General features: G+C 71.3%; 25 protein-coding genes. 10 read left to right on the forward strand and 15 right to left on the reverse strand.

Annotated features, from left to right (window positions below):
- Positions 1-94: 94 nt before the first annotated feature.
- The 3 genes from AB0I21_RS30775 to AB0I21_RS30785 all read right to left on the reverse strand — a co-directional run bounded on the left by AB0I21_RS30775 (position 95) and on the right by AB0I21_RS30785 (position 2,593).
- Positions 95-766 (reverse strand): NADH-quinone oxidoreductase subunit B family protein, encoded by a 672-nt coding sequence (locus tag AB0I21_RS30775; RefSeq protein ID WP_360566385.1) that lies wholly within the window; start codon positions 764-766, stop codon positions 95-97.
- Between the two features lie 3 nt (positions 767-769).
- Complete coding sequence (locus AB0I21_RS30780) at positions 770-1,135, reverse strand: NADH-quinone oxidoreductase subunit A (RefSeq protein ID WP_344509015.1); 366 nt, start codon at positions 1,133-1,135, stop codon at positions 770-772.
- 183 nt (positions 1,136-1,318) lie between these two features.
- Complete coding sequence (locus tag AB0I21_RS30785; protein WP_344509013.1) at positions 1,319-2,593, reverse strand: geranylgeranyl reductase family protein; 1,275 nt, start codon at positions 2,591-2,593, stop codon at positions 1,319-1,321.
- A gap of 305 nt (positions 2,594-2,898) precedes the next feature.
- On the opposite strand from AB0I21_RS30785, the gene AB0I21_RS30790 reads away from it, so the two are divergent.
- Positions 2,899-3,798 (forward strand): hypothetical protein, encoded by a 900-nt coding sequence (locus AB0I21_RS30790; RefSeq protein ID WP_360566387.1) that lies wholly within the window; start codon positions 2,899-2,901, stop codon positions 3,796-3,798.
- Positions 3,792-3,974: a hypothetical protein gene (locus AB0I21_RS30795; RefSeq protein WP_360566388.1), complete on the forward strand. Its 183-nt coding sequence runs from the start codon at positions 3,792-3,794 to the stop codon at positions 3,972-3,974. Before AB0I21_RS30790 ends, AB0I21_RS30795 begins: the two co-directional genes overlap by 7 nt.
- Before the next feature lie 1,199 nt (positions 3,975-5,173).
- Here the strand turns inward: AB0I21_RS30795 and AB0I21_RS30800 are convergent.
- Positions 5,174-5,866 (reverse strand): demethylmenaquinone methyltransferase, encoded by a 693-nt coding sequence (locus tag AB0I21_RS30800; protein WP_344509009.1) that lies wholly within the window; start codon positions 5,864-5,866, stop codon positions 5,174-5,176.
- Positions 5,863-7,101, reverse strand: coding sequence for a cyclic dehypoxanthinyl futalosine synthase (gene mqnC / locus AB0I21_RS30805; RefSeq protein ID WP_344509007.1), 1,239 nt, complete (start codon positions 7,099-7,101; stop codon positions 5,863-5,865). The genes AB0I21_RS30800 and mqnC overlap by 4 nt, the downstream gene beginning before the upstream one ends.
- A gap of 80 nt (positions 7,102-7,181) precedes the next feature.
- Between mqnC and AB0I21_RS30810 the strand changes: the two genes are divergently transcribed.
- Positions 7,182-8,129, forward strand: coding sequence for an aldo/keto reductase (locus tag AB0I21_RS30810; protein WP_360566521.1), 948 nt, complete (start codon positions 7,182-7,184; stop codon positions 8,127-8,129).
- Here the strand turns inward: AB0I21_RS30810 and AB0I21_RS30815 are convergent.
- From AB0I21_RS30815 to paaA, 7 genes are all read right to left on the reverse strand, one after another.
- The gene (locus AB0I21_RS30815) at positions 8,119-8,820 is read right to left on the reverse strand and encodes an anti-sigma factor (protein WP_360566391.1); all 702 of its coding nucleotides are present in this window, start codon (positions 8,818-8,820) and stop codon (positions 8,119-8,121) included. The two genes, AB0I21_RS30810 and AB0I21_RS30815, sit on opposite strands and share 11 nt — an antisense overlap.
- Positions 8,820-9,428, reverse strand: a complete 609-nt coding sequence (locus tag AB0I21_RS30820; RefSeq protein WP_360566392.1) for a sigma-70 family RNA polymerase sigma factor — start codon at positions 9,426-9,428, stop codon at positions 8,820-8,822. Before AB0I21_RS30820 ends, AB0I21_RS30815 begins: the two co-directional genes overlap by 1 nt.
- Before the next feature lie 61 nt (positions 9,429-9,489).
- Positions 9,490-10,584, reverse strand: a complete 1,095-nt coding sequence (paaE, locus tag AB0I21_RS30825; protein ID WP_360566394.1) for a 1,2-phenylacetyl-CoA epoxidase subunit PaaE — start codon at positions 10,582-10,584, stop codon at positions 9,490-9,492.
- Positions 10,581-11,045, reverse strand: a complete 465-nt coding sequence (paaD, locus tag AB0I21_RS30830; protein WP_360566522.1) for a 1,2-phenylacetyl-CoA epoxidase subunit PaaD — start codon at positions 11,043-11,045, stop codon at positions 10,581-10,583. Before paaD ends, paaE begins: the two co-directional genes overlap by 4 nt.
- Positions 11,039-11,818: a 1,2-phenylacetyl-CoA epoxidase subunit PaaC gene (paaC, locus tag AB0I21_RS30835; RefSeq protein ID WP_360566396.1), complete on the reverse strand. Its 780-nt coding sequence runs from the start codon at positions 11,816-11,818 to the stop codon at positions 11,039-11,041. Before paaC ends, paaD begins: the two co-directional genes overlap by 7 nt.
- On the reverse strand, positions 11,815-12,084 hold the full coding sequence (gene paaB, locus AB0I21_RS30840; protein WP_344508998.1) for a 1,2-phenylacetyl-CoA epoxidase subunit PaaB: 270 nt from the start codon (positions 12,082-12,084) through the stop codon (positions 11,815-11,817). The genes paaC and paaB overlap by 4 nt, the downstream gene beginning before the upstream one ends.
- Positions 12,074-13,093, reverse strand: coding sequence for a 1,2-phenylacetyl-CoA epoxidase subunit PaaA (paaA, locus tag AB0I21_RS30845; RefSeq protein ID WP_360566398.1), 1,020 nt, complete (start codon positions 13,091-13,093; stop codon positions 12,074-12,076). The genes paaB and paaA overlap by 11 nt, the downstream gene beginning before the upstream one ends.
- Positions 13,094-13,354: 261 nt before the next feature.
- Between paaA and AB0I21_RS30850 the strand changes: the two genes are divergently transcribed.
- Positions 13,355-14,209: a serine hydrolase gene (locus AB0I21_RS30850; RefSeq protein ID WP_360566399.1), complete on the forward strand. Its 855-nt coding sequence runs from the start codon at positions 13,355-13,357 to the stop codon at positions 14,207-14,209.
- Positions 14,210-14,414: 205 nt separating this feature from the next.
- Here AB0I21_RS30850 and AB0I21_RS30855 read toward each other — a convergent pair whose 3' ends face one another.
- Complete coding sequence (locus AB0I21_RS30855) at positions 14,415-15,263, reverse strand: menaquinone biosynthesis protein (protein WP_344508992.1); 849 nt, start codon at positions 15,261-15,263, stop codon at positions 14,415-14,417.
- Positions 15,264-15,383: 120 nt separating this feature from the next.
- Here AB0I21_RS30855 and AB0I21_RS30860 point away from each other — a divergent pair, with 120 nt between their 5' ends.
- Positions 15,384-16,244: a hypothetical protein gene (locus AB0I21_RS30860; protein WP_360566402.1), complete on the forward strand. Its 861-nt coding sequence runs from the start codon at positions 15,384-15,386 to the stop codon at positions 16,242-16,244.
- Here AB0I21_RS30860 and AB0I21_RS30865 read toward each other — a convergent pair.
- Both AB0I21_RS30865 and AB0I21_RS30870 read right to left on the reverse strand, forming a co-directional pair.
- Positions 16,150-17,400, reverse strand: coding sequence for an MFS transporter (locus AB0I21_RS30865; protein ID WP_360566404.1), 1,251 nt, complete (start codon positions 17,398-17,400; stop codon positions 16,150-16,152). The genes AB0I21_RS30860 and AB0I21_RS30865 overlap by 95 nt on opposite strands.
- Positions 17,401-17,446: 46 nt before the next feature.
- Positions 17,447-18,022: a metalloregulator ArsR/SmtB family transcription factor gene (locus tag AB0I21_RS30870; RefSeq protein WP_360566406.1), complete on the reverse strand. Its 576-nt coding sequence runs from the start codon at positions 18,020-18,022 to the stop codon at positions 17,447-17,449.
- An 85-nt stretch (positions 18,023-18,107) separates the two neighbouring features.
- Between AB0I21_RS30870 and AB0I21_RS30875 the strand changes: the two genes are divergently transcribed.
- The 5 genes from AB0I21_RS30875 (at position 18,108) to AB0I21_RS30895 (ending at position 24,186) form a co-directional block, all read left to right on the forward strand.
- Positions 18,108-18,878 carry a VOC family protein gene (locus AB0I21_RS30875; protein ID WP_360566408.1) on the forward strand — a complete coding sequence of 257 codons (771 nt, stop codon included), beginning with the start codon at positions 18,108-18,110 and terminating at the stop codon, positions 18,876-18,878.
- A 278-nt stretch (positions 18,879-19,156) separates the two neighbouring features.
- A complete protein-coding gene (locus tag AB0I21_RS30880; RefSeq protein ID WP_360566410.1) occupies positions 19,157-20,107 on the forward strand; it encodes an RICIN domain-containing protein in 951 nt (316 codons plus the stop codon).
- Between the two features lie 229 nt (positions 20,108-20,336).
- Positions 20,337-21,272 carry a hypothetical protein gene (locus AB0I21_RS30885; protein ID WP_360566412.1) on the forward strand — a complete coding sequence of 312 codons (936 nt, stop codon included), beginning with the start codon at positions 20,337-20,339 and terminating at the stop codon, positions 21,270-21,272.
- A 175-nt stretch (positions 21,273-21,447) separates the two neighbouring features.
- Positions 21,448-23,379 (forward strand): AAA family ATPase, encoded by a 1,932-nt coding sequence (locus tag AB0I21_RS30890; protein ID WP_360566524.1) that lies wholly within the window; start codon positions 21,448-21,450, stop codon positions 23,377-23,379.
- 54 nt (positions 23,380-23,433) lie between these two features.
- Entirely contained in the window at positions 23,434-24,186 is a 753-nt protein-coding gene (locus tag AB0I21_RS30895) for a VOC family protein (RefSeq protein ID WP_360566414.1), read from the forward strand.
- The last annotated feature ends 5 nt before the right edge of the window (positions 24,187-24,191 follow it).

Genomic DNA, 24,191 nt, shown 5'->3' on the forward strand with positions numbered 1-24,191 from the left:
GTCTACTACACGTTCCTGGCGCGGCGCCTGGCCCGCAAGGAGAACCGCACCGACGTCACCGCCCTGCCCTACGTGCCGACCGGTTCTACCTCAGTCACTTCGCTCCTCCGGACAGGTTCGCCCGCTCTTCCATCCACTTCTGGATGCGCAGCTGCTCCTCGCGGCCCTGAGCGACGGCCTTGGTCCACTCGGCGCGCTTGGCCTTGTCGAACCGGTAGCTCGACGGCATCGCGCCCGGCGGCACGATCGGCGCGCCGTCGCGCTCGACCCGCGCCTCGATCATGCGGCGGCGACGGTCACCGAGCGGCTCGGCCATCACCTTGTCGTGCAGCCGCAGGATCGCGTCGATCAGCATCTCGGGCCGCGGCGGGCAACCCGGCAGGTACATGTCGACGGGCACGATGTGATCGACGCCCTGCACGATCGCGTAGTTGTTGAACATGCCGCCGCTGGACGCGCAGACGCCCATCGAGAGCACCCAGCGGGGCTCCGGCATCTGGTCGTAGATCTGGCGCAGGACCGGGGCCATCTTCTGGCTCACCCGGCCGGCCACGATCATCAGGTCGGCCTGGCGGGGGCTGGCCCGGAAGACCTCCATGCCGAAGCGCGCCAGGTCGTAGCGGGCCGCGCCGGTCGCCATCATCTCGATGGCGCAGCAGGCCAAGCCGAACGTGGCGGGCCAGAAGCTGGCCTTGCGCGACCAGTTGACCAGCTTCTCGACGGTGGTCAGCAGAACGCCGGTCGGTACCTTTTCCTCGATGCCCATGGCTCAGTCCCAATCCAGCCCGCCGCGCCGCCACACGTAGGCGAACGCGACGAACACCGTGACGATGAACAGGACCATCTCCACGAACCCGAACACCCCGAGCATGCCGAAGTTCATGGCCCACGGGTACAGGAAGATGATCTCGATGTCGAAGACGATGAAGAGCATCGCGGTCAGGTAGAACTTGACCGGGAAGCGGCCACCGCCGACGGGCTGCGGAGTGGGCTCGATGCCGCACTCGTAGGCGTCGAGCTTCGCCTTGTTGAAGCGGCGCGGCCCGACGAACGGGGCCGCCGCCACCGAGAACAGCGCGAAGGCTGCGGCGAGGGCGAAGAGTCCAAGGATAGGTACGTACGGCGCGAGCGACACTGTGCTGCTCCGTCCTTTCGGCGAGCCCGGCGGGGCTGCCGCCCCTGGGGACCACTCAAGCTGTATGCGGTTTAACACTATTCGGTGAGGTCCGGACCGCTCCGTCCGGGGCTGTGCTTTTGGCTGCGCTTTGGCTGTTCAGTTGCGGTTTTCGGGATGTGCCGTCATATGTCTGCCTGCTGGCTAAGCTGCCGGCGCGATCCGGGTCATCGCGTTGATCACACGGTCCATGGCGTCGCCACCCCGCGGGTCGGTGAGGTTGGCGAGGAGCTTCAGGACGAACCGCATGAGCATCGGGTGGGGCATGCCGTGCTTGGTGGCCATCCGCATCACCTGCGGATTGCCGATCAGCTTCACGAAGATGTTGCCGAGCCGGTAATAGCCGCCATACCGCGCCTTGAGCTCGGTCGGGTAGTTGGCCAGCACCCGCTCGCGCGCGGTGCCCTGCGGGCGGGCCAGGGCCTGGATGGCGATCTCCGCCGCCAGCTCACCCGACTCCATCGCATACGCGATGCCCTCACCGTTGAACGGGTTGACCATGCCGCCCGTGTCGCCCACCAGCAGGACGCCCCGGGTGTAGTGCGGCACCCGGTTGAAGCCCATCGGCAGCGCGGCGCCCTGCGGCTTGCCCTCAGCGTTGGCCGGGTCGGACAGGCCCCACTCGGCCGGCGTGTTGTCGACCCAGTCGGAGAGCAGCGTCTTGTAGTTGGTCTTGCCGTAGGCCACGCTGCTGTTGAGCACGCCCAGGCCGACGTTGACCCGGCCGTCGCCGAGGCCGAAGATCCAGCCATAGCCGGGCAGCAGCTTGTCGCCGGACTCACGGCTGCGCAGCTCCAGCCATGACTCCAGGTAGTCGTCGTCGTGCCGGAACTCGCTGCGGAAGTATTGCCGGACGGCCACACCCATCGGCCGGTCCTCCCGCTTGGCGATGCCGAGCGCGAGCGCGAACCGGCCGGAGACCCCGTCGGCCGCGATGACCAGCGGCGCCCGGAACTCCAGCGGCTCCTTGCCGGGGCCGGTCGCGGTCACGCCGACCACCCGGCCGGTGCGGTCGAGGATCGGCCCCGTCACCGGCGTGCCGGTGCGCAGGATCGCGCCTGCGTCGGTCGCGGCCGTGGCCAGCATCTGGTCGAAGTCCATGCGGGTGCGGGTCAGCCCGTAGTCCGGGAAGCTCGCGAGGTCGGGCCAGTCGAGCTCGAGCCGGATGCCGCCACCGATGACGCGCAGGCCGCGGTTGTGCAGCCAGCCCTTCTCCTCGGTGGTGTCGATGCCCATCTTGATGAGCTGCTTGACCGCGCGCGGGGTCAGGCCGTCGCCGCAGACCTTCTCCCGGGGGAACTCGGTCTTCTCCAGCAGCAGCACCCGCAGCCCGTGCCGGGCGAGGTGGAACGCGGCGGACGAACCGCCGGGCCCGGCGCCGACGACGATGACATCTGCGTCTTGCCGCGTGTCGGTCACAGCCGCCACCTCCCTGCCCTTCGTCTCGCTGACCGGCAGCTCCCGGGGGTCGCTCCCGGTCGTTTCCGGCTCGTGAAAGTCTTCACAAAGTCACTCTGGTGCGAGTCTAGAACCGTGACGAGGTCCGCTGTCGGTTAGGCGACCCTAAGTTTTCACCCCAGCGGTCACCTAGATCGGCAAATGGGACGACAAGGCAGCGGTCGGTCTGATCCAGCGTCTCGGAGACGGTGATCATGGCGCTGGGTTATCCACAGAAAATTGTTGTGCGTCGACTTCGCGTGGGCGCATGACGATCCTCGGTCATCATGAACCCCGGGCAGCCGGACCGTGACCGGCTCGACGCACTTGCCGCTGACCAACGCGGCCTCTTCACTCGCGCACAGGCTCTGAGCTGCGGTTTCACCACGCTGCGGATCAGGACCAAGGTGCAGGCCGGCGACTGGTCCCCGGTCGTCCGGGACGTCTTCGCCGACCGCGGCCTGCCGGTCACCCCCAGGTTGCGCGACGTCGCCGCGCAGCTCGCCCTTCCCGGCGCCGTGCTCGCCGGCCCCTCCGCCGCCCGCTGGCACGGCTGGGAGGTGCCGAGCACAGAGACGTTCGTCGCATTTCCCGGCCGCCGCCCCCGGCTCAGGCACGTCCACGTCGTGCCGGTGGACCTGCCCGCGACGGACATCTGCACCGTCGACCAGCAGCAGGTCACGACGCCGTCACGCACCGTCTTCGACTGTGCCCGCCTGCTGCCCGACGGCGCCGCCTCGGCCCTGCTGGCGACCGCCCTGCAGGAGTGCTGGACGACGATGCCCGACCTGGCGACCCGCATCCGCGACGCCACCGGCAGGCACGGGACGCCGCGGCTGGTCCGGCTGGTGCGGATGGTCGCCCTGGGCAACCGCACGGCCGCGCAGAAGCTGGCGGGGAAGCTGCTGCAGCGGGCCGGGATCTGGGGCTGGTCACCGCACGAGCCGATCAGCGACCGGTGGGGCCTGATCGGCCTGGGCGACCTGGTCTTCCCCGAGGCGAAGCTGGTCATCGAGCTGGGCATCGACGAGTTGGAGCCGGCGCCGCTGCGGGAGCGGCACACCCGGCTGGCCGCCGCCGGCTGGACGGTCGTCAGCTACTCCTGGACCGACCTGACCACCCGCCCGTCCGACCTGGTGGCCGAGCTGCGCCAGCACCTGGACCGCCTGACCCCGGTGCGGTGGTGATGGTGCCGCCGCTCGACCCCGGTGCGGTGGTGATGATGGCGCCGCTCGGCCCTGGTGCGGTGGTGATGATGGCGACGCTCGGCCCCGATGCGGTGGCGACGATGGCGTCGCCGCCGCTCGGCCCGCTGCACTGGAAAGCCTGGCCAGCTCCTCGCCCTCCGCCCCGTCCTTCGTGATCCCGTGCGGTTCCGGTGGCCCTGGCTGCCCCGGGACCGCATGGGATCACGGGCGAGCCGGTCGCGGAGCGCCATCCGGAGCCACGCCCAACGACATCCGGCCATCGGACGTCGCCCGCGGGCGCGCCCCTGCCGGTGCGGTCGCGGCGGCGCGCTCCGCCGGCGTGCGGGGCGAGCCCTCCCTGGTGAACGCAGGTGAGCAGCGCAGCGAGGGCCGGAGAGGGCGCCGCTCACCTGGCAGGCCGCTGGAGCGGCTCGTCGCGCCCGGCGTGGAGGGCCGGATCCGACGGACCTGCCGCCCGGCCTTCTGGAGCTTCTCGCCGTGCAATGTGGGGTGAGCACCCTGGTCGGCCGGCCGCGCGGTGCGGAGGCGAGCGCGTCCCCGCTCCGGGCTCGCCGCGTAATGCGGGGTGAGCACCCGCAGCGGGATCCGCCGCGCAGTTCGGGAGCTTCCCGTGACGGACCCGAAACTGCGATGTGGGGTGAGCACCCTGGTCGGCCGGCCGCGCGGTGCGGAGGCAAGCGCGTCCCCGCTCCGGGCTCGCCGCGTAATGCGGGGTGAGCACCCGCAGCGGGATCCGCCGCGCAGTTCGGGAGCTTCCCGTGACGGACCCGAAACTGCGATGTGGGGTGAGCACCCTGGTCGGCCGGCCGCGCGGTGCGGAGGCAAGCGCGTCCCCGCTCCGGGCTCGCCGCGTAGTGCGGGGTGAGCACCCGCAGCGGGATCCGCCGCGCAGTTCGGGAGCTTCCGGTGACGGACCCGGAACTGCGATGTGGGGTGGGCACCCCTGGTCGGCCGGCCGCGCGGGGCGGGATGAGCGGCTCGTCGCGCCTGGCATGGAGGGCCGGATCCGACGGACCTGCCGCCCGGTTTCTGGAGCTTCTCGCGACGGACCCGCCGCGCGGTGCGAGGTGAGCATTCCCCGATGCGACCCGCCGGGGTGCAGGTGAGCATCTGCGTCAGACCGGCCGCGCTCACGGGATCCACCGCGTGGTATCAGGAGGTTCCCTCGACCGACCGGGTGAGCATTCCTCGATAGGACCCGCTGCGCAGTTTGGGGTGAGCGTCTCCGCCGCGCAGGCTCGGAGGCCTCTCTCGACCGACCCGCTGACGGAGTGGGTGAAGGACTCCCCGGCTGGGGCCGCCGGGGCGCAGGGTGAGCATCCCGGCGGCGGGCCGCGGTGAGGTGGCGGTGGGGCTAGACGCGGAAGCCGCGGTGGAGGGCCACCACGCCGCCGGTGAGGTTGCGCCAGGCGACCTTGCGCCAGCCGTTGGCGGCGACGCGGGCGGCCAGGCCTTCCTGATCGGGCCAGGCGCGGATGGACTCGGCGAGGTAGACGTAGGCGTCGGGGTTGCTGGAGACGCGCTTGGCAACCTGGGGGATGGCCTTGACCAGGTAGCCGAGGTAGGCGCCGCGGAAGGGGCGCCAGGTGGGGTGGCTGAACTCGCAGATGACCAGGCGGCCGCCGGGCTTGGTGACGCGGGCCATCTCCTGGAGCGCGGCGTCGGTGTCGACGATGTTGCGCAGGGCGAAGGAGATGGTGATGGCGTCGAAGGTCTCGTCGGCGAAGGGCAGGGCCAGGGCGTCGCCGGCGAGGAGCGGGACCGCCGGGCGCTTGACGTGGCCGGCCTGGAGCATGCCGATGGAGAGGTCGACGCCGACGGCGAAGGCGCCGGACTTGGCCAGCTCCTCGGTCGAGACGCCGGTGCCCGCGCCGAGGTCGAGGACGCGTTCGCCGGGCTTGAGGCCGAGCGCGAGGCGGGTCTCGCGGCGCCAGATGCGGTCCTGACCGCCGGAGATCACGGTGTTGGTGAGGTCGTAGCGCTTGGCCACGCCGTCGAACATGGCGGCGACCTCGTGGGGCTGCTTGTCCAGCGAGGCGCGGCTCATGACGACACCGGCGTCAGCGGGATGGAGCGGCCGGTGCCGCCGCCGGGGATGGCGATCGAGGAGAAGTGTGATTGCACGCGGTCGTCCGTGGGGTCGTCGGCAGGGGTCAGGTGGACGCGCAGGTGGCGGTACTGGGTGTCGCGCTGCGCGGGAATCCGGTCGGCGTCGCGGATCATCTGGACCAGCTCGGTGAGGCGGGAGCGGTGGCGGGCGCCGGCGGAGGAGATGACGTTCTCCTCCAGCATGATCGAGCCGAGGTCGTCGACGCCGAGGTGCAGCGACACCTGCCCGACGTCCTTGCCCGTGGTGAGCCACGAGGACTGCAGGTGGGCGATGTTGTCGAAGAACAGTCGCGAGACCGCGACGAGCCGCAGGTATTCGAGGCTGGTCGCCTGGGTGCGGCCCTTCAGGTGGTTGTTCTCCGGCTGGTACGTCCACGGGATGAACGACCGGAAGCCGCCGACGGTGCCGTCGAGGTCCGCCTCGGTCGTGTAGCCGTTGGCGACCGCCTTGTCCTGCACGTCGCGGATCATGCGCAGGTGCTCGATGCGCTCGGCGTTGGTCTCGCCGGTGCCCATCATCATCGTGGCGGTGGAGGAGACGCCGAGCCGGTGCGCCTGGGTCATGACCTCCAGCCAGCGCTCGCCCGACTCCTTGAGCGGGGCGATCGCCTTGCGCGGGCGCTCGGGGAGCATCTCGGCGCCGGCGCCGGCGATGGAGGCGAGGCCGGCGGCCTTGATCCGCAGGATCGCCTCCTCGATCGAGACGCCGGAGACCTTGGCCATGTGCAGGACCTCGGACGGGCCGATCGAGTGGATGACCAGCGACGGGAACGCCTGCTTGACGGAGGAGAACAGCTCCTCGTAGTACTCGACGCCGTACTCCGGGTGGTGGCCACCCTGCAGCATCACCTGGGTCGCGCCGAGGTCGACCGCCTCCTGGCAGCGGTGCAGGATCTCCTCGGTGCCGTGCGTCCAGCCCTCGGCGTGCTTCGGCGCCCGGTAGAAGGCGCAGAACTTGCAGGCCGTGACACAGACGTTGGTGTAGTTGATGTTGCGGTCGATGAGGTACGTGACGATGTTGTCCGGGTATCGGCGGCGGCGCACCGTGTCGGCCGCCTCACCGAGCGGGTGGAACGGGGCGTCGGTGTAGAGCAGCAGCGCCTCCTCCGCGCTGATCCGCCCGCCGTCGGCCGCACGCTGCAGGATGTCGCTGATCACCGGAGTCTCCGTCACACCTCCGAGACTACGTTGGCGGCAAACGGGTATGGCAGGGCCCCGCGACCTCTCGTGCCTAGGATCACCAAGTGACTGACATGCGCTATCGACGCCTCGGCTCCTCGGGCCTGACCGTCTCCGTCGTCGGCATCGGATGCAACAACTTCGGCGGCCGCATCGACGCGGACCGCGCGGCGGGCGTCGTCCACGCCGCGATCGATCTCGGAGTGACCCTGTTCGACACCGCCGACGTGTACGGCGCGACCCCGGGCGCCTCGGAGGAGGCGCTGGGCAGAGCGCTGGGGAAGCGCCGGGACGAGGTCATCGTCGCGACCAAGTTCGGCATGGACGCGCGCGGCTCGAACGGGCCCGACTGGGGCGCGCGGGGCAGCCGGCGGTACATCGCGAAGGCCGTCGAGGCGTCGCTGTGGCGCTTGAAGACCGACTACATCGACCTGTACCAGCTGCACGCCCCGGACCCCGCGACGCCGATCGAGGAGACCCTCGACGCCCTCGATGCGCTCGTCAAAGCGGGCAAAGTCCGGTACATCGGACACTCGAACTTCTCCGGATGGCAGGCGGCCGACGCGGCGTGGACCGCGAAGACCACCGGGAAGGCGCCGTTCGTCAGCGCGCAGAACTACTACTCGCTGCTGGAGCGCGGCATCGAGAAGGACCTGGTGCCGGCGCTGGAGCACTACGGGGTGGGGCTGCTGCCGTTCTTCCCGCTCGCGCACGGGCTGCTGACCGGCAAGTACCGGCGCGGCGAGGCCGCCCCCGAGGGCACCCGCCTGGCGCGGGACGGCTTCGACAAGGTCCTCGCCGCCGCGCCCTGGGACACGATCGAGCGCCTGGAAGCGGTCGGCCGGGAGCGGGGCGTCGACCTGCTGACGGTCGCGATCGGTGGCCTGGCCGCCCGTCCGGCGGTGACCAGCGTGATCGCCGGCGCGACCAGCCCCGAGCAGGTCGAGGCCAACGTCGCGGCCGGATCCTGGGTCCCCACCGCCGAGGACCAGGCCGCGATCGAGGCCGCCCTCACAGCGTGATCTGACCGACGCCCGTCGGTGAGGGCCGCTGAGATCCGCCCTCGGGCTCGACGGTGACGGCGAACAGGGGCGCGAGTCCGGTGATGTACTGCCGGCCCGTCCCACCGGCCACGACACCGGCCGGCGCGGGACCGGAGTCACCGATCATCCACAGCTGGTAGTCCTTGCCGGCGCCAGGGTCGGCGAGACCGTCCAGGACCGCCACCGCGGCGTTCCGGGAGGGCGAAACGATCAGCGTCACCCGGCCGCCCGCCATCTCCGAGGAGACCAGGCGGGCGTCCGGAGCGGCGAGGACGGCGTCGATCCGCGCGTTCTCCCGCTGTACGCCCTGCCGCGCGACCGTCCAGGTGCCGACGCCCACGCCGGCGGCCAGCACCACGGCGGCGACCGCGGCGGCGGTCCAGCGCAGCAACCGGGAGCGCCGGGACCGGCCCGCGCCGGAGGCACCCCGCCGGGGTCGTTCCTGCGCGGTCCGGCCGATCTCGGCCAGTACCGACTCCCGCAGCCGCGGCGGGGGCGCCTCGGCGACCGCGTGGGTCAGCCACGAGGCCGTCTCCCGCAGCTCGGCGACCTCGACCGCGCACGCCCCGCACTCCCGCAGGTGCCGGTCGAAGGCGGCGCGCTCCAGGTCGTCGACCGCGTCCAGCGCGTACGCGCCGGCCAGCGCGTGGATGTCCACCGTCTCGGCCATCAGAACGCCACCCCCAGGCAGTCCCGCATCCGGATCAGCCCGTCACGCATGCGTGTCTTGATGGTCGGCAGCGCGGCGCCGAGCAGGTCGGCGACCTCGCGGTAGCTGTTGCCGTTGTAGTACGCGAGCGTGATCGCCTCGCGCTGCAGGTCGGTGAGGCCGTCGAGGCAGCGGCGGACCTGCTGCTGCTCGATGCGGGCCGTCGCGGTCTCGACCACGTCGTCGTACGGGGTGTCGACGCTGCTGGCGGCCACCCGCTGCGCCCGGTCGCTGCTGGCCTGCTCGGCGCGGACCCGGTCGACGGCCCTGCGGTGCGCGATCGTGAAGACCCACGCGGTCGCGGAGCCGCGGGTGCCGTCGAAGCGGCCGGCGTTGCGCCACACCTCGACCATGACCTCCTGCGCGACCTCCTCCGACTGGGCCGGATCCCGCAGCACGCGGCGGATCAGCCCGTACACGCGCGGCGACAGCAGGTCGTACAGCTCGGCGAACGCCCGCTCGTCGCCCCGGGCGACCCGGCCCAGCAGCTCGTCGGCGTCGACGCGGCGCTGCGGGGGCGGCACGGCGACGAGTCGCTGGGTGGGCAGCTCCTCGTGTTCGGGTCTCATGTCGTTCATTCGGAGCCGCCGCGGCCGCGGATGGGATCGATCCACGGATCGATGCACAGCGTCATGCGTCGTAGTCCACCACGACCTTGTCGGTGATCGGCAGGGCCTGACAGGTGAGGACATACCCGGCGGCGACCTCGTCCGGCTCCAGGGCGAAGTTGCGGGCCATCTCCACGGAACCGGACACGACCTTGGCGCGGCAGGTGGAGCAGACACCGCCCTTGCACGCGTACGGCAGCTCGGGTCGCTGTCTCAGCGCGGCGTCGAGGATGCGCTCGTCGGGGGCCATCGCGATGGTCGAGGTGCGACCGTCCAGGACGATGTCGACCGTCACGCCGTCCATGTCGGCCGAGGGTCGGGCGGGCGCTGCCGGTACATCGGCGACATGAAACAACTCCGTGTGCACGGCGTTGTCGGACACGCCCCGGAGGCTCAGCGCGACCCGGGCGTCGAGGACCATGCCGTGCGGCCCGCACAGGAACCACTCGTCGACGGTGGCCGCCGGGACCAGCGTGTCGAGGATGGCGCCGATGCGCTGCTCGTCGAGGCGGCCCGACAGCAGCGCCGACTCCTGCGCCTCCCGCGACAGCACATGTACGACGTGCAGCCGCTCGCGATGGCGGTCCTTGAGGTCGGCGAGCTCCTCGGCGAACATGACGGTGCCGGCGGCGCGGTTGCCGTAGACGACGGTGAACCGGCTGGCCGGCTCGACCTCGAGGGCCGTCGCGACCAGCGACAGGACCGGCGTGATGCCGGATCCGGCGACCAGCGCACCGTAGTGCCGGGTGCGGGCGGGGTCGAACGCCGTGGTGAAGTGGCCCAGCGGCGGCATCACGTCGATCTCGTCGCCGGGGCAGAGGTCGGCGACCGCGTAGGACGAGAACGCCCCGCCGGGCACCGCCCTGATCCCGACCCGCAGGACCCCTTCGGCGGCGAGCTTCGACGGGCTCGAGCAGATGGAATACGAGCGGCGGACCTCGGTGTCGCCGTGCCATCTGCGCACGGTGAGGTGCTGCCCCGCCTGGAACGCGAACGCGGCGCGCTGCGGCACCGGGACGTCGAACGTCACCACGACCGAGTCGCCGGTGAGCTGCTCGACGTCGACGACGGGCAGCCGGTGAAACGTCGGGCGGCGCAGCTTGGGCGGGGCCGTCATAGCGCCTTCACCGCGTCGAAGGGCTCGAGGCAGGCGGTGCAGCGCCACAGCGACTTGCACGCGGTCGAGCCGAACCGGGACAGCTGCTCGGTCGCCGGCGACCCGCACCGGGGGCACCGGATCGACAGCTGGACGGTCACCTTGGTGGAGCTCGGCGGCGCGATGCCGGCCGCGGCCAGCTTCGACCGGCCCTCCTCGGTGATCATGTCGGTGGTCCAGGGCGGGTCGAGCACGGTCCGCACCTGGACGTCTTCGACGCCCGCGTCGTGCAGGGCGGACTCGATGTCGGCGCGGATCAGGTCCATGGCGGGGCAGCCCGAATACGTCGGGGTGATCGTCACCGTGACGGCGCTGCCGTCTTCGGTGACGTCGACGTCGCGGAGGATGCCGAGCTCGGCGACGTTGAGGACCCGCAGCTCGGGGTCCTTGACGGCGGCGACCACGTCGAACAGCGTCACCAGCGGGCTCCCGGGTGTGCGCGGTGCAGCACCTGCATGTCGGCGAGCAGCTCGGTCAGTGCCTCGGTGTGCTCGGTCCTGGTCCTGCTCATGACCGCCGTTTCGGTGGTCGGGCTGCTCAGCTGGGACGCCGCTTCGGCCGTCGGTCTGCTCAGGTGGGACTCGGTCAGGACGGTGTCGATCGTGTCGAGCCAGGCCGGGCGCAGCGTCGACGGGGCGACCACGACGCCGGTCAGGGCCAGGGCGTGCACGGCGGGGTCGGCCTCGAACAGCTGGTGCGTGTAGGGCCAGATCTGGTCGACGGCGGCCTGCATGCGGCGGTGCGACTCATCGGTGCCGTCGCCGAGCCGCACGACCCACCTGGAGCTGTGATCGACGTGGTACGCCGACTCCTTCCTGGCCTTGGCGGCGACCGCGGCGATCCGCTCGTCGCCGGCACCGATCGACCGGTCGTAGAGCAGCCGCTGGTACACGGACAGGAACAGCAGCTTGGCCATGGTGACCGCGAAGTCACCGTTGTCGAGCTCGACCAGCCGGACGTTGCGGAACTCGTGCGCCTCGCGCAGGTATGCCAGGTCGTCCTCGGTGCGGCCCTGGCCTTCGAGCTCGCCGGCGTAGCTCAGCAGCATCCTGGCGACGCCGAGCTGGTCGAGGGCGATGTTGGCCAGGGCGATGTCCTCTTCCATCTCCGGCGCGCGCGAGCACCACTCGCTCAGCCGCTGCGCGGCGATCAGCGCGTCATCGGCGAGACCCAGCACGTACCCGAAGTGGCTCATATGTGGCTCGCACCTTCGGGCACGTCGTAGAACGTGGGATGCCGGTACACCTTGTCGGCGGCGGGCGCGAAGAAGGCGTCCTTCTCGTCGGGGCTGCTCGCGGTGATCTCCGCGGCCGGCACGACCCAGATCGAGACGCCCTCCTGGCGGCGGGTGTAGACGTCGCGGGCGTTGCGCAGCGCCATCTCGGCGTCGGACGCATGCAGGCTGCCGACGTGGGCGTGGGACAGCCCCCGCCTCGGCCGGACGAATACTTCAAACAGCACTGTTCTCTCTTTTCGCCGTGTACGCCATGGCGGCCTCACGCACCCAGGCGCCCTCCTCGTGGGCTCGCCGGCGGTGCTCCATGCGCTGCTGGTTGCAGGGGCCGTCGCCCTTGATCACCCGCATCAGCTCGTCGTAGTCGGGCTGGGTGTAGTGGTGCTGCTGGCGCTCCTCGTCCCACTGCAGGTCGGGGTCGGGGATCCGCAGGTCGAGGACGCCGGCCTGTTGGACGCACATGTCGACGAACCGCTGCCGCAGCTCGTCGTTGGAGAACCGCTTGATCTTCCAGGCCATCGACCGCTCGGAGTGGGTCGAGTCGCCGTCGGGCGGGCCGAACATCGCCAGCGACGGATACCACCACCGGTCGACGGCGTCCTGCGCCATCGCCTTCTGCCCGGGGGTGCCGTGCGACAGCGTGTGCAGGATCTCGAATCCCTGCCGCTGGTGGAACGACTCCTCCTTGCAGACGCGGATCATCGCCCGCGCATACGGCCCGTAGGAGCACCGGCACAGCGGCACCTGGTTGACGATCGCGGCCCCGTCGACGAGCCAGCCGATCGCGCCGACGTCGGCCCAGGTCAGGGTCGGGTAGTTGAAGATGGAGCTGTACTTCTGCCGGCCGTCGATGAGCATCTCGACCAGCTCGTCGCGGGAGATGCCGAGCGTCTCGGCGGCGGCGTAGAGATACAGGCCGTGCCCGGCCTCGTCCTGCACCTTCGCCAGCAGGATCGCCTTGCGCTTCAGCGACGGCGCGCGGGAGATCCAGTTGCCCTCCGGCTGCATGCCGATGATCTCCGAGTGCGCGTGCTGGGCGATCTGCCGGATCAGCGTCTTGCGGTAGGCCTCGGGCATCCAGTCGCGTGGCTCGATCTTCTGGTCGGCCGCGACGATCGCGTCGAAGTAGCCCTGAAGGTCCTCACCAGCCGCGACGTCCCGGCCGGCGGCGTCGTGAAGGTCCCGCTCGGCGCTGTCCACCTGCTCGAGGAGCGGGGCGAAGTCGTTGCCGTACACCCTCTCAGTGTTACAGCAACCGACCGCATCGGCAAGAAGGTGTCACAGCCATCGAGGCAACTACCAGGGACCTTTGAGCGCGTCCGAGCTGCGAAGAATGCGTTGGAAGGAGAGACTGTCCGGGATCATCACGTGGCGTCACTCCCTGATTGCTTACGTGCTGGTTACCTCGGCTACATCTGCTCATGACCAGCGGTCGATGCAATGGGTGCGACCGCCAGGGAGGACCACCGACCCATGCGCAAGCGCGTCGGATTCACCATGCTCGTACTGTTGGCCGTCGCAGTGATGATCGGCGTCCCGTTCGTGTGGGGCAGCAACCTGCTGGACGACCACAGTTTCAGCGCCGCCGCGCCCGCGGCCGTGACCGAGCCCACGGCGCCGCAGGTCGAGGCGACCCGGAAGGCCGCCCCGGCGGCGCCGGCCGCCCCGTCACTCCCGCCGGCGCTGCTGCACCCCGCCGCCGTCACGGTCAACGCCACGGGCTTCTGGTCCTGGACGGTCCTGGACCGCCGCACCGGCGAGATGGCCGGCTCCCCCAACGCCGCCACCACCCAGCGCACCGCCTCGATGATCAAGGCCTGGCTGGCCGCCGACTACCTGCGCCGCACCCCGAACCCCAGCACCTCGATCCTCCGCCAGCTCACATCCATGATCCGCAACAGCGACAACACCGCCGCCTCGTATTTCTGGACCCTCGACGGCCGCTCGGCCAGCATCACGCGGCTCGTGCAGATGTGCGGGCTGACGGACAGCAAGGCCTACATCGACTGGGCCAGCACCCTGCTCTCGGCCCGCGACGCCGCCCGGATGGGCGCCTGCATCGGCGACGGCCGCGCGGCCGGTCCGAAGTGGACCGACTGGGTCCTCAACGAGATGCGCAACGTCGCCAGCAGCCAGGAGTTCGGCATCGTGCCCGCCCTGCCGGCCACGGAGCAGGCGACGACGGCGGTCAAGAACGGCTGGATCGCCCGCAGCGACGGCAAGTGGCACGTCAACTGCCTGGCCATCGGCACCGAGTGGGTCCTCAGCGTCCTGACCGTCTACCCGTCCTCGAAGGGCATGGGCTACGGCGCCGAGATCTGCACCAGCGTCACCCGCCAGCTCCAGGCCTAGCGAACCCGCTTCCCGCCGCACCGGTCGCGCGATCAGGCAGCGAACGGGCGGCGACTCGACTCGGGGACGTCAGGCAGGGCTCAGGCCTCGCGTCGGCGGGAAGGCGGGGCGGCGGTCACGGTGGCGCTCCGCTTTCTCTTCACCGTACCTGACGCATACAAATTGATCACTGAACCCGTATACACAACAGTCACCGAATGTAGTACTAGCCGATGAAGAACTCCGGGCCGTTCGGGGGGAGGGCGGGCACGACGCCGCGGGCGGCGGTGCGGCGGGCGAACTCGCGGATGCCCTCGACCTGGCGGGCGCCGAGGGAGAAGTCCAGCACGCGGAAGTAGTGGGCGAGGGTCGCCGCCGACAGGGTCTCCCAGCGGGCGGCGGCCTCGGCGACCTCGTCGAGCTCGGTCAGGCAGAGCTCCTTGGAGCGCAGGAACGCCTGGTGGACGTCCTTGACCAGGCCGGGGTGGGCCTCGGCGAAGGAGCGCCGGACGGCCCAGGCGGCGAAGACCATCGGCAGGCCGGTCCAGTCGCGCCAGGCCTGGCCGAGGTCGGTGACGGTCCAGCCGTGCTGCGGGGCGTCGTGCATCGCGCGCAGGGCCACGTCGCCGATGATCACGGCGGCGTCGGCCTCGTCGAGCATGCGGGCCAGGTCGGGCGGGCTCTGGAAGTACGTGGGCGTGACGCCGACCTTCGACTCCAGGTACATCTGGGCGAGCATGACGCCGGTGCGGGACGTGGCGCCCAGCGCGACGCGCCGGCCCGAGAGCGAGGTGAGCGGCACGGTGGACACGAGGTTGACCGACAGCACCGGGCCGTCGCTGCCGACCGCGATGTCGGGCAGCAGCAGCAGGTCGGAAGCGTTGCGCAGGTACTCGACCATGGTGATCGGGCCGACGTCGAGGTCACCGGCGACGAGGGCGGCGCTCAGCCGCTCGGGGGAATCTTTGTGCAGGTCGACGTCGATCAGTGCGCCCGAGCGCATCAGCCCCCAGTAGAGCGGCAGGCAGTTCAGGAACTGGATGTGGCCGACGCGGGGCCGCTGCAGTGCAGGCACACCGCCCATGGTGCCCCAGGATTCGCCGCTCAAGCAGGAGAGGCGGCCATTGTCACAGCGCGTGATCCGGCGGGACACGCAGGCGGGCGGGGCATTGTCACGGCGCGTACCCTCTTGGGGATGCGACGCCCCCTCGCGGCACTGACCTGCGCCATCATGCTGGCGGGCTGCAGCACACCCTCGGAGCAAAAGCCGCAAAACACCCAGCAGCCCGCCGCAGCGGCCGCGGCGAGTGAGTCCGCGGCGAGTCCGGCAGCGAGCCCGAGCCCCAGCCCCAGCGGCCCGCTCTTCACGCCGACCAACCCGGTGACGATGAACGTCAAGGGCTTCTGGTCGTGGGCGTTCTACGACCTGAAGGAAGACAAGATGTACGGGTCGACCCCGTACACGACGAGCGACACCGCGAGCATGGCGAAGGCCTGGGTCGCCGCGGACTGGCTGCGCCGGCAGGCCGAGCAGAACAAGCAGCCCGCGGCCGCCGCGCTGCAGGAGCTGACGCGCATGATCCGCGACTCCGAGACCGAGAACACGTTCAAGTACCACGTCCAGAACGGCAACCTCACCTCGATCAAGCGCATGATCACGACCTGCGGGCTCACGGAGACCAAGGGCACGCAGAACTCATGGAGCCTGACGCAGATGTCGGCGCGCGACGTGGCCCGGCTGGCGAAGTGCATCGGTGACGGCCGGGCGGCGGGGCCGAAGTGGACCGGCTGGCTGCTCAACGAGATGCGCAACGTGCGCGGGCCGGGTCGGTTCGGGCCGATCGAGGTGCTGCCGGCGGACGTACAGAAGACGACCGCGATCAAGAACGGCTGGCTCGCCCGGGACGACGGTCAGTGGCACATCGCGTGCATGGCCGTCGGCGACGGGTGGACGATCGGGGTCATGGCGCACTACCCGAGCACGCTGGGGAAGGACTACGGGACGAAGACGTGCCGGGAAGTGACGAAGCAGCTGCTGACCCAGCCGCCGCGCTGACCCGCCACATCCAGCCGCCGAGGGTCGCGGCGGCGATGAGGCCGGCGACGCCGCAGCCGATGACGATCTGCCGCGGCTCGAACCGGCCGACGAGCACGCCGCCGGCCACGTAGCCGATGAGGTTGGCGGCGTTGATCACGGCGCCGAACCGGGCGAAGAACGCCCCTCGCACGGCCGCGGGGACGCGCCTGGCGGCGATGACGCCGAGGAAGTTGTTCTCCGCTCCGTTCACGGCGCCGCCCAGCAGCCACAGGGGGTACACCAGCAACACCGCGGTGGCGAAGCCCGACAGCAGCACGACCAGCGCGGTCGCCAGGTGCATCAGCGCGAGGGCCCGGCCGAGTGCGCCGTCGTCTCGGGCGCGGGACGCGGCGAGCCATCCTCCGGCGAGCATGCCGGCCGTCCACGCCGCTTCGACGAGCCCGAACTCGGCGGGGCTGCCGCCGAGCGTCTCGCGGATGAAGAACACGCCCACGACCATGTCGACGTTGATCGTGAGCACGATGGCCCCGACCAGGCAGGTCAATGCGAGCAGGAATTTGTCGTCGCGGATTTTCCACGGTGTATGACCAGTGCCTGCCGCTTCTGCCGGCGCCGCAGTGCGGCGGGTGCGCAGCAGGAGCCCAGCGGCGACGACGGCCAGGTAGGTGACGGCGTCGATGAGCAGCGGGACGCGCAGGCCGAACGCGCCGACGAGCAGTCCGGCGAGGGCGGGACCGGCGAGCGTGCCGATCGAGTTGGCGGTCTGCCCGATCGCCATCGCCCGGCCGACGCCGTCGGGTCCGGCGCAGTCGGGCAGCAGCGCGTTGAACGTCGGTGAGGTCACCGCGACGCCGGCGGCCAGCAGCGCGACCAGCGTGATCAGCAGCCAGGTGCTGGTGGTGAGGGCCATCGCGGCGCAGCAGGCGGCCTGGCCGAGGCCGACGGTGGTGAGCAGGACGCGGCTGTCGACCCGGTCGACGAGGCGGCCGACGAGCGGGGCGAGCGCGACGACCGGCAGGACCGACGCGATGAGGACCGCTGCGACGGCGGATCCGCCCGCGCCGCGGTCCTGCAGCGCGAGCAGGATCGCGGTGGCGGCCATGAAGTCCCCGAGGTACGAGACGCCTCGCGCGACCGCGAGCAGGTACACGTCACGAGGAGATGCGAAGGACATACTTCGAAGTTAATGCTTCACATCTCGTGATCACCAGATGGTTGCCCTAACTGCGGGGAAAGGTCCGGTACGTCACGTTCACCTGGCGGGCGCCCTCCGGCGGGTCGGGACGGCGGGACCGCGCGTACCGCTCGAACAGCGCGAACACCTCGTCGTTGAGCGCCCTGAGCTCGTCCGCGGTGACCTGGATCTGCATGTCGGCCGAGGTCGCGGCCGTGTACCACGCGTAGGGCTCCTCATCGCGGCGGGCCAGCCACGCCCGCGCCCGGGCGTCCTCGATCTCCAGAAACATCAGCGACAGCTCCCGGTCCGCGGCCCGCTCCGCCGCGCCGCCCTCCGGGCCGGGCTCGATGTTGAGCCCCCGCAGCTGGCTGCGCCAGACCCGCTCCCGGCCGTCGCCGCGGCTCGGCGCCTGCTCGATCAGGTTGACCTTCGCCAGCTCGCGCAGGTGGTAGCTGGTCGCGCTGGGTGACAGGCCGCAGACCTCGGCGAGCTCCGTCGCGGTCGCCGGCTCCCCGCCGTCGAAGAGCCGGTCGAGGATGGCGATCCTCGCCGGGTGCGCGAGCGCGCGCATGGTCGAGGCGTCGCGGATGTTCGCTCGCACCGGGGTCTCATCAGCCACGCACCCAGGGTATTCATGGCCCTTCGGATGATCTAAGGTCAGACCTTTTTTCTTATCGTTGGGGATCTTCAACTGAGGGGGACTGGTGCGAGTACGTGGTTACGCCCCTGCTACGCCGTGCTGGACCGTGCTGACCAGCCCCGACGCTTCGGCCTCCGCCGACTTCTACACCGGGCTCTTCGGCTGGACGGTGGCGCCCGCCGACGACGGGACCACCACGTTCCTGCTGCGCGACCTGGCGGTGGCCGGTCTGGCCGCGGCGCCCGGCCGCCCGTCGGCGTGGCTGACCTACGTGTCGACCGAGGACGTCGAGGCGACCGCGGGCCTGGTCACCGACGCGGGCGGCAGCATGCTCGCCCCGCCGGCGCAGGCCGGGACGCGCGGGCGCAGCGCCCTCTTCGCCGACGCGGGCGGCGCGGTGTTCGGCGCGTGGCAGCGCGGGACGTTCGCCGGCACGCAGGTCGTCAACGAGTCGAACGCGATCTGCTGGAGCGAGGTCGTCACCCCCGACATACCCACGGCGGTGAGCTTCTACGGGAAGGTCTTCGGCTGGACCGAGCGCGCCGGTTCGGCGGGCGCCAACCAGGAGTACCACGAGTGGGTCGCGACGAACCGGGTGGTCGGCGGCATGAGCCCGATGGGCGCGCTCTACCCGCCGGGAACCCCCGCGCACTGGCGCACGATCATCCTGGTCGACGACTGCGCCGCGACCGCCTCGCGGGCCGAGTCGCTGGGCGGGCGCCTGATGGCCGGCCCGGTGGACGCGGGCATCGGTCAGGGCGCGTTCCTGCTGGACCCGACGGGTGCCGCGTTCCTCGCGTTCGAGCTGCTCCCCGAGCTGCGCGAGCACTTCTAGCCGCTGACCGTGGACATCGCCGCCGGCTGACGGTCGGCCGTTCGGCCGGGGCCACGGCGCGCCCCGGCCGGACGGAGGTAGACGTTCCACCCACCCGAGGCGGGTGAATCCGGAGGGTGATTTCCGAAATCACCCTCCGCGATTTCATCAGTACGCACCGATGCCCGCTACGTTCGGCGTCATGCGACCCCCGGCGCTGTTCGTGAAGGTGTACGAGGGCCGCGACGGCGACGGCCGCGACTGAACCGGCGGCCCTGGGTGGAGGGAGCGGCCGGCGCATGACCGATCCCAGCATGACGGCCGCGTGCACGGCCGGGCCGGAACTCGACGACGAGCCACTGCTGGTTCGTCCGTACGTCCGCCTGCTCGCGGACCAGCTCGCGGCCGACGAACCCTTCGACGACGAACCGGCGCCCGACGACCGATCCGAGGACGACGGCCGGCACGCGGGGACGCCCACCGACGTCCTCCCGACCCAGGCCGCCCGTCCGGGCAGGCGGGTCCGCTGGCGCCGCCTTGCCGTCGGCTCGGGCATGCTGGTGCTCGCGCTGGGCGCCACCGCCCTCGGGCTGGGCCTCGGCGACCGGCCCGCGGCGCCCGCCGCGAGCCCGGCCTGGACGCCGGCGCCGAGGGGTGGCCTCTTCGAGACGGCCGCCGCACCGGCCCTGCCGGCGCCGGACACGGAGGCGGCGTCGGCCGGGGCGTCGGCCGGGGCGTCGGACGCGCCGGCGACGGCCGGAGAGTCGTCCGTCCCCGGGAAGCCGCCGCTGCCCGGGGTGTCACCCGGCCCATCGGATGCCGTCCCGCCGAGTGGTGACCCCGCGCCAAGCGAACTGCCCGCCGTGTCACCGCCGCCCGGCGTCGAGTCCCGCACGGGCCGGATCACCGGCGCGTCCGGGCTGTGCCTCGACGGCAGCGCCTACCCGGACGACGGCGGCGACAAGGTCCGGCGGGCGGACTGCAACGGCAGCTCCGGCCAGGCATGGACCGTGGCGGGGGACGGCACCATCCGGGCCGTCGGCCGGTGCCTGCAGGCGTCGGGCGACCAGCTCCGCCTGCGCGGCTGCGACGGCGGACCGGCCCAGCGGTGGCGGTCCGGACCCGCGGGCTCGCTGATCAACCAGGCGTCGGGGCTGTGCCTCGGGAGCCTGGACAACGCGAACAGCAGGGCCCCGCAGCGGATGTCGGCCTGCAACCGGTCCGACGCGCAACGATGGACCCTGCCGTAGCGGTGCTCACGCCGCATCCCACAGGGGAATTGCGCCGATCGGTCGGTGTTTCGACCAACCACCGACGATCACGATCTGCCTATCTGTAACGGGGTGGGCACGTAGCGCGCTACTTCGGGAGGGCACTCCGAAGTGGCAGCGGCACCGGCGCGTGGAGCGCCGCCGGGTGGACGCGATGGCATCTCGGTCGTACCTCGCCGTCCTGGACCCCTGCCGATGAGGTGCACGGATGCTTACCGCACTACGCCTGGAATGCGACACCACGCCTGATCTCGCGGCCACCATGAAGCTGCAGATCCCTGCCCTGGCCTGGCACAGGACCGGGGTCGGCGAATGGCAACGCACCTACCACCCGAACGGGCGGGGCGTTCCGGTGCGGGTCGAGGCCGACCACGGCGGGCTGCGGTTCACCTTCCGGACCAGCGCGGAGGAGGCGCTGCTGCGCGACGTGCTGATCTCCACGTTCCGCAACGGCGAACAGGTCGGCGCCATGGCCCTCGCGGGTCACCCGGCGCTGAGAACGCTGCGCCGGCACCACCAGGGCATGATCCTGCTGAACGGTTCGCCGTTCGAGACGCTCGTCCTGGCCATCCTGGCCCAGGGCCGACCGGCCGAGGCGGTGCGGAAGGTGTTCCCCCGGCTCGCCGCCGCGTGCGGTGGCCTCACCCCGCAACGACTGTCCGCCCTGCCACTGCCCAGGCTGGCCCAGCTGGTCAGGCCGCTCGGCGAGGTCAAGGCCTCCCGCCTGCACGCCACGGCGGCCATCCTCACCAGGCGCGGCGCGACGGCGTTCGACCGGCTGATCGCCGGCTCCGGCTCGCTCGCCCTGAACTACCTGTTGTCGCTGCCCGGCGTCGGTACCCACACCGCCGCCCTCGTGGTGACGATCATCAACAACGTGCCCGACATGGTGCCGATCGACCAGCACCTGATGCGGGTCGCGTACCGCCTCGGCCTCACCGACCACGACGGCGGCCTCACCAAACCGGGCAGCCGCCGGGTCGCCGCGGACCTCCTCGCCTACGGCCCGGACCTGGCGCGCGTCCACCCCCTGCTCCAGCAGGTCGCCTACGACACGTGCACCGCAGCCACCCCGGACTGCCGTCGCTGCTTCCTCGCCGAATCCTGCCGCCACGCCGCCCGCACCGCCAGCGCCCGCGTCTGAACCAGCAGCGCCGACACGACGGTGGAAATGGGTGGAGGGGGTGGGGGGTGGGGCGTAAGGTGGTGGACCGCTTGACGGCCGCGGTGAGGTAGGCACCGCAGCGGACGTCCCTACGCGCCGGGTCGATGCGGTCCGGATACGCGAGCGAGCAGCTGCTGAGATTCCCCTGAAGGAAATCACCGTGCCCGCACTGGAAGACGAGCTCGCCGCTGAGCGAGCGCACCTGGAAGCCTCACGCAAAGCGCTCCGCAGGATGCGGGAGCATGCCGAGGATCTGTTCTCGACCGGGGATCAGGTGGCCGGGGACCCGTTCGCGGCGGAGACGCTGGGGCGGCATCTGGCCCGGCGGATCGCCGAGCTGGCGGACAGTCCCGACACGCCGTTGTTCTTCGGGAAGCTGGAGATCGAGCAGGACAAGTTCCATGTCGGGCGGCGGCACGTCACCGACGTCGCCGGAGAGCCGATGGTGCTGGACTGGCGGGCACCGATGAGCCGGAAGTTCTATCAGGCGAGCGTCAAGGACCCGCAGGACGTCAGCAGAAGGCGACGGTTCGGGTTCGTCAAGGGTGAGCTGACCAGCTTCGAGGACGAGAACCTGCAGGCCGGCGAGGAGCTCGGCACCAGCAGGATCCTGCTGGAGGAGATCGAGCGGCCGCGTGTCGGGCCGATGCGGGACATCGTCGCGACGATCCAGCCGGAGCAGGACGAGCTGGTGCGGGCGGAGCTGGACGAGTCGATCTGCGTCCAGGGGGCGCCGGGGACCGGGAAGACGGCGGTGGGGCTGCACCGGGCGGCGTACCTGCTGTACCTGCACCGGGAGCGGCTCAAGCGGTCCGGGGTGCTGATCGTGGGGCCGAACAGCGCGTTCCTCGGTTACATCGCGAGCGTGTTGCCGGCGCTCGGCGAGATCGAGGTGCAGCAGTCCACGATCGACGGGTTGCTCGGTACACCGGCGAAAACGGACGACGACGAGGCCGCGGCGAGGGTGAAGCACGACCCGCGGATGGCGGACGTGCTGCGCAGACGCCTTGAAGGCAAGATCCGGAGGCCGGAGGAGCCGCTGACGGTGTCCGACGGGTCCTACCGGTGGCGGGTGACGGCGGAGGCGCTGCGGCGGGTGGTCGACGACGTGCGGCGGGAGGCGCCACCGTACGGGATCGGCCGGGAGCGGGTTCGGGCCAGGATCGTGTCGCTGCTGATGCGGCAGTCGGAGGCGCGGCGCGGCGACTCGCCGAGCGAGGGCTGGCAGCGGCGGATGGGGAAGTCGCAGCCGGTGGTCGCGGTGCTGGATCACGCGTGGCCGGCGGTCACGCCGGAGCAGCTCGTGTTCGAGGTGCTCAGCGACCCGGCCGACGAGCTTCTCGAGCCGCACGAGCAGGCGGCGATCGCCTGGGCCAAGCCGCCGAAGACGGCGAGGTCCGCCCGTTGGTCGGCGGCGGATGCGGTGCTGGTGGACGAGGCCGCCGGACTGATCGACCGGGTGCCCTCGTTCGGCCACGTCGTGGTGGATGAGGCGCAGGACCTGTCGCCGATGCAGGCGCGGGTGATCGCCAGGCGCTCCGAGCACGGGTCGATCACGCTGCTCGGCGACCTCGCGCAGGGCACGGCGCCGTGGGCGGCGCTGGAGTGGCGGACCCTGCTGGCGCACCTGGGCAAGCCGGACGCGCGGGTGGTGCCGCTGACGACGGGGTTCCGGGTGCCGGCCGCGGTGGTCGCCCTGGCCAACCGGCTGCTGCCGGCGCTCGGTGTCGACGTGCCGGAGGCCCGGTCGCTGCGGACCGACGGCGCGCTGACGATCGGCGCGACGCCGTTGCAGGACGCGGTGCGGCTGGCGCTGACCTTCGAGGGGTCGATCGGGGTGATCGCGGCGGACGCGGCGGTCCCGGCGATCGCCGCCGTGGTGCACCATGAGCGGGTCACGGTGCTGCCGGCGAGCCTGGCGAAGGGTCTCGAGTACGACCACGTCATCGTCGTGGAGCCGGCCGACATCGTCGAGGCCGAGCCGCGCGGGCTGAACCGGCTCTTCGTGGTCCTGACGCGGGCGGTGTCACGGCTGGACGTTCTCCACGAACGTCCGCTTCCTGCACCGTTGGATAGGGTGTCGTGATCACGTCCCGGATGTCACTATCTCGAAACAGTGTGACAACCGGGAGGACGCGGAATGCGAGTAAGGGGTTACGCGCCGGGTACACCGTGCTGGGCCGAGGTCGGCAGCCCCGACCCGGTCGCCGCGCGGGCGTTCTACGGCGGCCTCTTCGGCTGGCAGTTCAACGACGACGGGCACTTCACGCTCAACGGCCGCGCCGTGGCCGGCCTGCGCACCGCCGGCCGGCCCGCGTGGCTGATCTCGATCTCGACCGACGACCCGGCCCGCACCGCCGAGGCGGTCCAGCGGGCCGGCGGGTCCGTAAAGGTGCCGCCGGCGAGCGTGCGGGACCTGGGCACGGCCGCCGTGTTCGCCGACGCCGGCGGCGCGGTCTTCGGCACGTGGCAGCGCAGCAGGTTCGGCGGGGCGCAGGTGTCGTTCGAGCCGGGCGCGATCTGCTGGTATGAGCTGGCCGCCCACGACCTGGACCGCACGGGCGCCTTCTACGGCGAGGTCTTCGGGTGGCACGCGGTGGAGACGGAGAACGCCGAGCCGTACTTCGAGCTGCACCACCACAACGACGCCGTCGGCGGGCTACTGCCGATCGACGGCCGGTTCCCCGCGGGTCTGCCGGAGCACTGGACGGTGTGTTTCATGGTCGACGACGCGGTCACGGCGTGCGAGCGGGTGGCCGAGCTGGGCGGCACGGTCGCCCGCAAGCCGATGGTGTCGTCGGCCGGCTGGTACGCCCGCGTCGCCGACCCGGCCGGCGCTCATTTCGCACTGATCGAGATTTCCGACGAGTACGGCTTTTCGGGCGGCCTCTAGTGAAC

Source organism: Dactylosporangium sp. NPDC050588, from assembly GCF_040654975.1.
Taxonomy (GTDB): Bacteria; Actinomycetota; Actinomycetes; order Mycobacteriales; family Micromonosporaceae; genus Dactylosporangium; species Dactylosporangium maewongense.

What these genes read in the sequence shown, in the direction of transcription:
- AB0I21_RS30850 (WP_360566399.1), top strand. Translation starts at nt 13,355, where the DNA reads ATGCTCGTACTGTTGGCCGTCGCAGTGATGATCGGCGTCCCGTTCGTG.
- paaE (WP_360566394.1), bottom strand. Translation starts at nt 10,584, where the DNA reads ATGACGGCCCCGCCCAAGCTGCGCCGCCCGACGTTTCACCGGCTGCCC.
- AB0I21_RS30820 (WP_360566392.1), bottom strand. Translation starts at nt 9,428, where the DNA reads ATGAGACCCGAACACGAGGAGCTGCCCACCCAGCGACTCGTCGCCGTG.
- AB0I21_RS30865 (WP_360566404.1), bottom strand. Translation starts at nt 17,400, where the DNA reads ATGTCCTTCGCATCTCCTCGTGACGTGTACCTGCTCGCGGTCGCGCGA.
- AB0I21_RS30880 (WP_360566410.1), top strand. Translation starts at nt 19,157, where the DNA reads ATGACCGATCCCAGCATGACGGCCGCGTGCACGGCCGGGCCGGAACTC.
- AB0I21_RS30895 (WP_360566414.1), top strand. Translation starts at nt 23,434, where the DNA reads ATGCGAGTAAGGGGTTACGCGCCGGGTACACCGTGCTGGGCCGAGGTC.
- AB0I21_RS30790 (WP_360566387.1), top strand. Translation starts at nt 2,899, where the DNA reads ATGAACCCCGGGCAGCCGGACCGTGACCGGCTCGACGCACTTGCCGCT.
- AB0I21_RS30810 (WP_360566521.1), top strand. Translation starts at nt 7,182, where the DNA reads ATGCGCTATCGACGCCTCGGCTCCTCGGGCCTGACCGTCTCCGTCGTC.
- AB0I21_RS30775 (WP_360566385.1), bottom strand. Translation starts at nt 766, where the DNA reads ATGGGCATCGAGGAAAAGGTACCGACCGGCGTTCTGCTGACCACCGTC.
- paaC (WP_360566396.1), bottom strand. Translation starts at nt 11,818, where the DNA reads ATGAGCCACTTCGGGTACGTGCTGGGTCTCGCCGATGACGCGCTGATC.
- AB0I21_RS30860 (WP_360566402.1), top strand. Translation starts at nt 15,384, where the DNA reads ATGCGACGCCCCCTCGCGGCACTGACCTGCGCCATCATGCTGGCGGGC.
- AB0I21_RS30885 (WP_360566412.1), top strand. Translation starts at nt 20,337, where the DNA reads ATGCTTACCGCACTACGCCTGGAATGCGACACCACGCCTGATCTCGCG.
- AB0I21_RS30815 (WP_360566391.1), bottom strand. Translation starts at nt 8,820, where the DNA reads ATGGCCGAGACGGTGGACATCCACGCGCTGGCCGGCGCGTACGCGCTG.
- AB0I21_RS30800 (WP_344509009.1), bottom strand. Translation starts at nt 5,866, where the DNA reads ATGAGCCGCGCCTCGCTGGACAAGCAGCCCCACGAGGTCGCCGCCATG.